The organism is Curtobacterium sp. HSID17257, assembly GCF_003989515.1.
Taxonomy (GTDB): domain Bacteria; phylum Actinomycetota; class Actinomycetes; order Actinomycetales; family Microbacteriaceae; genus Curtobacterium.
In genome coordinates, this window is record NZ_RBLU01000136.1 from 1 (window position 1) to 7,576 (window position 7,576).

7 protein-coding genes are annotated in these 7,576 nt (G+C 72.5%); 3 read left to right on the forward strand and 4 right to left on the reverse strand.

Going from position 1 to position 7,576, the window contains the following annotated elements; translation table 11 throughout:
- Window positions 1-81 precede the first annotated feature (81 nt).
- On the reverse strand, window positions 82-1,794 hold the full coding sequence (treS, locus tag D8M35_RS14520) for a maltose alpha-D-glucosyltransferase (protein WP_126892483.1): 1,713 nt from the start codon (window positions 1,792-1,794) through the stop codon (window positions 82-84).
- A gap of 238 nt (window positions 1,795-2,032) precedes the next feature.
- Here treS and D8M35_RS14525 point away from each other — a divergent pair, with 238 nt between their 5' ends.
- Together D8M35_RS14525 and D8M35_RS14530 are read left to right on the forward strand one after the other, a co-directional pair.
- The gene (locus D8M35_RS14525; RefSeq protein ID WP_126892484.1) at window positions 2,033-3,007 is read left to right on the forward strand and encodes an alpha/beta fold hydrolase; all 975 of its coding nucleotides are present in this window, start codon (window positions 2,033-2,035) and stop codon (window positions 3,005-3,007) included.
- A gap of 5 nt (window positions 3,008-3,012) precedes the next feature.
- On the forward strand, window positions 3,013-4,086 hold the full coding sequence (locus D8M35_RS14530) for a glycosyltransferase family 1 protein (RefSeq protein WP_126892488.1): 1,074 nt from the start codon (window positions 3,013-3,015) through the stop codon (window positions 4,084-4,086).
- A 57-nt stretch (window positions 4,087-4,143) separates the two neighbouring features.
- Here the strand turns inward: D8M35_RS14530 and D8M35_RS14535 are convergent, their stop codons facing one another.
- The 3 genes from D8M35_RS14535 to D8M35_RS14545 all read right to left on the reverse strand — a co-directional run bounded on the left by D8M35_RS14535 (window position 4,144) and on the right by D8M35_RS14545 (window position 6,564).
- Window positions 4,144-4,869, reverse strand: coding sequence for a hypothetical protein (locus tag D8M35_RS14535; RefSeq protein ID WP_126892485.1), 726 nt, complete (start codon window positions 4,867-4,869; stop codon window positions 4,144-4,146).
- 133 nt (window positions 4,870-5,002) lie between these two features.
- The gene (locus D8M35_RS14540; RefSeq protein WP_126892486.1) at window positions 5,003-5,638 is read right to left on the reverse strand and encodes a histidine phosphatase family protein; all 636 of its coding nucleotides are present in this window, start codon (window positions 5,636-5,638) and stop codon (window positions 5,003-5,005) included.
- Window positions 5,635-6,564, reverse strand: a complete 930-nt coding sequence (locus D8M35_RS14545) for a Sir2 family NAD-dependent protein deacetylase (protein WP_126892489.1) — start codon at window positions 6,562-6,564, stop codon at window positions 5,635-5,637. Before D8M35_RS14545 ends, D8M35_RS14540 begins: the two co-directional genes overlap by 4 nt.
- A 74-nt stretch (window positions 6,565-6,638) precedes the next feature.
- Here D8M35_RS14545 and D8M35_RS14550 point away from each other — a divergent pair, with 74 nt between their 5' ends.
- The gene (locus D8M35_RS14550) at window positions 6,639-7,466 is read left to right on the forward strand and encodes an RNA methyltransferase (protein ID WP_126892487.1); all 828 of its coding nucleotides are present in this window, start codon (window positions 6,639-6,641) and stop codon (window positions 7,464-7,466) included.
- The last annotated feature ends 110 nt before the right edge of the window (window positions 7,467-7,576 follow it).

Here is a 7,576-nt window from a genome sequence, read left to right on the forward strand (position 1 = left end):
CGACGCGACGAGCGCGGGGCGAGCCGCGCCTCCAGGCCGACAGCGACCACCCGGCGGACGGAGGCCGCCCGCCGGCCCGCGCTAGACGCCGACCGGCGCGCCCACGTGCAGCCAGTAGAACGACTGCGTCCCCATCGTCAGCGTGACGGTGCCGTCCTCGTCGAAGGACGGGAACGAGCCGCCGCCGAACAGGTCGTACAGCGGCCGACCCGCGAACTCCGGCGCCGAGATCGTCACCGACGTCGGGTTGGTGGCGAAGGAGAACACGCAGAGGACGTCCTCGGCGGACGGACCGAACTGCTGTCCCGAGCCCTCCCACGACCGGACGAACGCGAGCACCGACTCGTTCGTCGTGTCCTGCACGTGCAGCGAGCCCAGGCCGAAGACGGGGTGCGCCTTGCGGACGTGGATGACGTTGCGGACCCAGTGCAGCAGCGAGCGGGACTGGGCGAGCTGCGCCTCGACGTTGACCTGCGCGTAGTTGTAGACGAGCGACTGCACGACCGGCAGGTAGAGCTTGCCCGGGTCGGCGGTCGAGAAGCCGGCGTTGCGGTCCGGTGTCCACTGCATCGGGGTGCGGGACGAGTCACGGTCGGGCAGCCAGATGTTGTCGCCCATGCCGATCTCGTCGCCGTAGTACAGGAAGGGCGACCCGGGCAGCGAGAACAGCAGCGCGTGGATGAGCTCGAGCTCGGCGCGGGAGTTGTCGAGCAGCGGGGCGAGTCGGCGTCGGATGCCGATGTTCGACCGCATCCGCGGGTCGTAGCCGTACCAGCCGTACATCGCCTGCCGGTACTCCTCGCTGACCATCTCGAGCGTCAGCTCGTCGTGGTTGCGGAGGAACACGCCCCACGCGGCCTTCTCGGGGACGTCGAGCGTCTCGGACAGGATCGCCTTGAGCTCGGCGGCGTGCTGCGCGCGGAGCGAGTAGAAGATGCGCGGCATCACCGGGAAGTCGAACGCCATGTGGCACTCGGGCTCCTCGTCGGTGCCGAAGAACGCGGCGGTCTCGCGCGGCCACTGGTTCGCCTCGGCGAGCAGGACGCGCCCGGGGTACTCGTCGTCGACCATCGCGCGGAGCTTCTTGATGAACTCGTGGGTCTCCGGCTCGCCCTCGCCGTTGCCCTCCTCGGACTCGAACAGGTACGGGATGGCGTCGAGCCGCAGCCCGTCGACGCCCAGGTCGAGCCAGTGGCGGACGACGTCGTAGACGGCCTCGACGACGGCCGGGTTCTCGAAGTTCAGGTCGGGCTGGTGCGAGAAGAACCGGTGGAAGAAGAACTGGCGGCGCACCGGGTCGAACGTCCAGTTCGACTCCTCGGTGTCCACGAAGATGATGCGGATGTTCTCGTAGTGCTCGTCGGTGTCGCGCCAGACGTAGAAGTCGCCGTAGGGACCGTCCGGGTCCTCGCGGGACTGCTGGAACCACTCGTGCTGGTCGGAGGTGTGGTTGATCACCATGTCGATGACGATCCGCATGTTCCGCTCGTGCGACTTGGTGACGAGCTCGCGGAAGTCGTCGAGGGTACCGAACTCGGGCAGGATCGCCCGGTAGTCGGAGATGTCGTACCCGCCGTCGCGCATCGGTGACTGGAAGAACGGCGGGAGCCAGATCGCGTCGACGCCGAGCCACTGCAGGTAGTCGAGCTTGCCGATGACGCCCTGGATGTCCCCGATGCCGTCGCCGTTCGAGTCGACGAACGAGCGGATCATGCACTCGTAGAAGACCGAACGCTTGTACCACTGCGGGTCCAGGGTCAGGCCGGGCAGCTGGATCGGGGCCGTGAAGGTCAAGCGTGCTCCTCGTCGTCGGCGGGCCGGCGACGTGGCCCGACTCCGGCCACAGTAGGCGCGTGCTCCTGCTGCTGTCCGCGGGTCGCGTCCGCCACCGCGTCGCGCGGCCGGACGGTCCGACCTCGGCGGTGCGGCCGGGAGGCGCGACACCCCTCCACAGCGTGCCTCCCGCCCGCCGTCCTCCCCAGCCGGGCGCGGGGCGCACCCCCGCCTGCTCCCGCTTCGTAGACTGGCCGCGATGCAACCCCCCGTGATCTCCCCGTACCAGTCGCTCGTCGCCGCGACCCCGGTCGTGCACCGGGCCGTGACCGTCGACGGCCGCACCACGCACTACTGGGAGTACGGCCCGGCCGACGCGACCGAGACGGTCCTCGCTGTGCACGGGTTCCGCGGTGACCACCACGGGCTCGAGACGATCGCCGCCCACCTGCGCGGCGTGCGGGTGGTCGTCCCCGACCTGCCCGGGTTCGGGATCTCCGACCCGCTGCCGGTCTCGGACATCGACGCGTACGTCGGCTGGCTCACCGGGTTCCACCGTGCGCTCGGCCTCGGTCCGGACACGGTCGTGCTCGGTCACTCCTTCGGGTCGATCGTCACGTCGGCTGCGGTCGCGGCCGGCCTCGACACGCGGCTGCTCGTGCTCGTGAACCCGATCGCCGCGCCCGCGCTGCAGGGCCCACGCGCCGTCGGGACCGGCATCGCGATCGGCTACTACCGTGCCGGCGCGGTGTTGCCGAGGCCGGTCGGGCTGGGGCTGCTCCGCAACCGGGCGATCGTGCGCGCGATGAGCCTCGCGATGCTCAAGTCCCGTGACCGCGACCTGCGCCGGTGGGTGCACGACCAGCACGACCGGTACTTCTCGGCGTTCGCGGACCGGACGAGCGTGCTCGAGGCGTTCCGGACCTCCGTGACGCACGACGTCTCCGAGTACGCCGACCGCATCGACGTGCCCGTCCTCCTGGTCGCGGCGGAGCACGACGACATCACGGCGCTGCCCGAGCAGCGGGCGCTGGCCGCGCGACTCCGGGACGCCGAGCTCGTCGTGGTGCCCGAGGTCGGGCACCTCGTGCACTACGAGACGCCCGGGGCCGCCGCGGACGCGGTGCTCCGTCGGATGGCGGAGCCCGCGACCCGGCGTCGCGCCGGACGCGGTCCTGCGCGCGGGACGAAGCGGACGTCGGGGGAGTCCACGTCGGGGGAGTCCGCGTCGTGAGGCGCCTGCGGATCGGCATCGACTGCCGGTACGTCCGGATCGGACGACACGACGGCATCAGCCGCTTCACGGCCGGCATCGTGGCGCACCTGCCCGACCGGCACGACCACGTGCTGCTCGTGCACGACGAGCGGCAGCTCGAGTCACTGCCCGACGGCATCCCGTGGGAGCGCATCCCCGCGCCGACGGACGCCGGTGAACCGTTCGTGGCCCGAGCGGTGAACCGCCTCGGGCTCGACGCGGTGTTCTCGCCGATGCAGACCATGGGCTCCCGCGGCCGCCGCTACGCGCTCGTGCTCACCCTGCACGACCTCATCTACTACCGGAACCGCACGCCTCCGCGGGAGTTCTCGTGGCCGATCCGGCTGGGGTGGCGGCTCTTCCACCTGAGCTGGGCGCCGCAGCGGGTGCTGCTGAACGGTGCGGACGGTGTCGTCACGGTGTCCGAGACCACCGCGGGGCTGATCGAGCGGCACCGCTTGACGAAGCGTCCCGTGACCGTGGCGTACAACGCGGCCGATCCCGCCGCGCCGCGCGACCGCGCTGCCGGACGTTCCCGGACGCTCGTCTACATGGGGTCGTTCATGCCGTACAAGAACGTCGAGACGCTCGCGGCCGCACTGCCCCTGCTCGGCGCCGACTGGACGCTGCACTGCATGTCACGCGTGTCCGATGCTGATCGACGTCGACTCGAGGCCCTGGCGCCGGCGGGGTCGATCGTCTTCCACGACGGTGCCTCGGACGACGAGTACCTGGAGGCCCTGCGCAGCGCGACGGCTCTGGCGACGGCCTCGTACGACGAGGGCTTCGGCATCCCCCTGGTCGAGGCGATGGGCGTCGGGACGCCGGTGGTCGTCAGCGACGTCCCGATCTTCCGCGAGATCGGCGGTGACGCCGCGGAGTACTTCGACCCGTCCTCGCCGTCGGCCGTGGCCGCCGCGGTCCGCCGACTCGAGGACCGGTGGGACCAGGCGTCACAGGCGTCGCTGGAGCGGGCGGCCCGGTTCCGGTGGCAGGACTCCGCGGAGCAGGTGACGCGCGCGGTCGAGCAGGCCGTCGCGGACCGGCAGCGCGGGTGACGGGAGCCGCCGTGCGGGCGACAGCGGTCGGCCGTGCGGACGACGAGGAGCGTGGCGTCAGGACGGTCGGCGCGCACTGACACTGGCGTCGGGGAAGACGTCGTGCGTCGCGCGCTGGGCGACGTCCGTGATCGCCGCGAGGGCGACGTCGGTGGCGGCCGTGACGAGTTCGACCCGTTGCGCGGCTGCGTCGTCCGACGGCGCGTCGGTGGCCCAGTCGCACCGCACGGCGACGACACTGCCGATCCCCGCCACCGCCCGGGCGACCTCGAGTCGCTGGCGCGTGACCTCGGCGTCCGTCGTGACCCCGATCACCATGGTGTCGAACCGGACCTCCGCGGACACGACGACCCCGTTGCCGTCCGCGTCGGCGGCCGCCGCGCTGAGTGCCCGGGTGATGTCCACCTGCTGGCCGTGGGACAGACCCGGTGCCGCGTCGACCACGGCGGACACCCGGTACGCCGCCAGGGAGTCGTGCGTCGTCTCCTCGTCGCGGACGCCGCGCACCCCCGCGACTTCGGTCGCCGCGGTGCGGAACCGGTCGAGCGCTGCCTGCGGACGGGGGAACACGCCGCCGACCCCGGTCTGGATGCTGCCGACGATGGTCGAGAGCACGACGGCGATGACGACACCGGCCGCGACGAAGGACAGCGTGATGACGGTGCCGCGTCGCAACCGCTGGCCGGTGGACGCCGTCGCGATCGAGGCCGTGTCGGGACCGAACGCGCGGTCGAGGTCGTCCGTCGTGTCGACGCGGTCGTCCGCCGGTCCCTGGTTCGTCACGGCCCCTCCTCGCGCTCGGGTGCGAGCACCACCGGGCGGTGGTCGGGCCGCCCGTGGACCGGAGCCTAGTCCGGCCGGGTCCTCTCGATCCCGCGGCCGCGGGTAACGGTCGTGTACCGGTCCGTTGCGCGCGCTACCGGCGCTCGAGCGGGTTCTGCTCGGCGAAGGACTCGTCGCCCGTCTGCTCCGAGACCTCGTCGAGCGGGTCGTCGAAGCGGACGAGCTCGGCTCGGAACCGCTCGGGATCCCAGCGGAACGAGTGCACGGAGCCGTTGCGGATCGGCGTCGTGTACCGGTCCGCCGTGCCGGGAGCGGCAGCGTTGACGACGGCCCGGATGACGGCGCCGTGCGTCGCGACCACGACCGACCCGGCGTCGAAGCGGACGGCGATCTCGGCCAGGGTCTCGGTCGCACGTGCGAGCAGGGCGGAGCGGGACTCCCGTCCGGGGATGTCGTCGTGCGGGTAGCGCTCGGCGACCTCGGTGTCGGTGAGCCCCTCGGCCTCGCCGTACGAGCGCTCCGCGAGCCCCGGGTACGTCGCGGGCTCCGGGAGCCCGAGGCGGCGGGCGATGATGGTGCCGGTCTCGAACGCGCGCGACAGCGGTGACGCGACGACGGCGTCGAACCGCCGGCGGCCGAGGAGCAGCGCGGTGGCCGCGGCCTGGGAGCGACCGGTGTCGTTGAGGGGGATGTCGGTCGAGCCCTGGATGCGTCGCTGCGCGTTCCAGTCGGTCTCGCCGTGCCGGACCAGGGTGAGGAGCGTCGTCACCCGTCGATCCTGCCAGAGGGCACCGGAGCAGCCGAGCCCGGAGCAGCGGACGCCGGGCCGGCCGACGCCGGACCGGTCGAGCCCGGACCAGCGGACGCCGGACCAGCCGACGGAGACACGAGCCGTGCGGCCAGTGCCTCGAGTGTCTCCGTGGTGCCGGCGTCGAGCTTCGCGGCCGCCCGCCGGTCGCTGCGGGTGGCCCCTCGGTTCACGATGACGACCGGGTGCTTCCGCCGCGTGGCGTGGTCGACGAGCCGGACGCCGGAGTTCACGGTGAGCGACGATCCGACGACGAGCAGGGCGTCGGCGTCCGCGACGATCGACACGGCCTCGCGGAACTTCTCGGCGGGCACGAACTCGCCGAAGAACACGACGTCGGGCTTCAGCACCCCGCCGCAGACCGAGCAGTCCGGCACCCGGAAGCGCTCGACGTCGGTGATCTCGACATCGCCGTCGGGCTGGAGCTGCACCGTGCCGGGTTCGTCGATCCACGGGTTCTCGCGGTCGAGCACGGTGGCCAGGTCGGCACGCGAGAACACCTGCCCGCACGTCAGGCACACCGCGCGGTCCATCGAGCCGTGGATCTCCACGACCCGTCGGGACCCGGCGCGCAGGTGCAGCCCGTCCACGTTCTGCGTGATGACGCCGGCGACCACACCCGCGTCCTCGAGCGCTGCGAGCGCCCGGTGGCCGGTGTTGGGCCGGGCGGCGGCGAAGGTCCGCCACCCGAGGTGCGAGCCGGCCCAGTAGCGCTGCCGCTTCGCCGGGTCGGAGCGGAACTCCTGGAAGGTCATCGGCTTCCGGACGACACGGCCCTCGCCGCGGTAGTCGGGGATGCCGGAGTCGGTGCTGAGCCCGGCGCCGGAGAGCACGGCGACACGCTTGCCCGCCAGCAGCTCCACGACGCGGTCGAGCTCGTCCGTCATCGGGTCGGTCAGCACGTCGTCCACGGTACCCTCAACAGCCGAACGCCCAGCCGCCTTCCCACGAAACGAGCCCCGTGCACGCCGTCCGCATCGACTCCCTCGACGACCCCCGCCTCGACGACTTCGCCCGGCTCACCGACGTGGCACTGCGCCGGGTCACGGAGCCGGAGGGTGGGCTCTACATCGCCGAGTCGAACACGGTGATCGAGCGCGCGGTCCGCGCCGGGCACGTCCCGCGGAGCGTCATCGTGCAGGAGAAGTGGCTCGACAGCGTGCTGCCCCTGGTGGCGGACCACGAGGGCCCGGTCTTCGTCGGACCGGACGCACTGCTCGAGGACCTGACCGGCTTCCGGATGCACCGTGGCGCCCTCGCCGCGATGCACCGCCCGGAGTTGCCGTCCGTCGCCGACGTCGTGCGGGACGCGAAGGTCGTCGTCGTGCTCGAGGACGTCGTTGACCACACCAACGTGGGTGCGGTGTTCCGGAGCGTGGCCGGGCTCGGTGCGGACGCGGTGCTCGTCAGCCCCCGCTGCGCGGACCCGCTCTACCGCCGGAGCGTGCGGGTGAGCATGGGCACGGTGCTCCAGGTGCCGTGGACCCGCATCGGCGAGTGGCCGGCCGCGGGCGAGGAACTCCGCGCGCAGGGCTTCCACCTGGCCGCGATGGCGCTCACCGACCGCTCGGTCGACCTGGACGCGTTCGTCGCCGACGTCCCCGAGCGGGTCGCGCTGGTGATGGGCACGGAGGGGCAGGGGCTGACCGACGCCGCCATCGCCTCGGCCGACACGACGGTCCGCATCCCGATGGCGCACGGGGTCGACTCGCTCAACGTGGCCGCGGCGAGCGCCGTCGGACTCTGGGCGGTCACGCACGCGCAGCGCGCAGCACGGCCGACCGCCTGACCGCCTGACCGCCTGACCGCTCGGCGACGGCCCGGCGCACCGGTTCAGGCAGCTCCGGCCGGGAGGCCCGTCCCGACCCCGTCGCGCAGCCAGCGAGCCGCCGTGGTCAC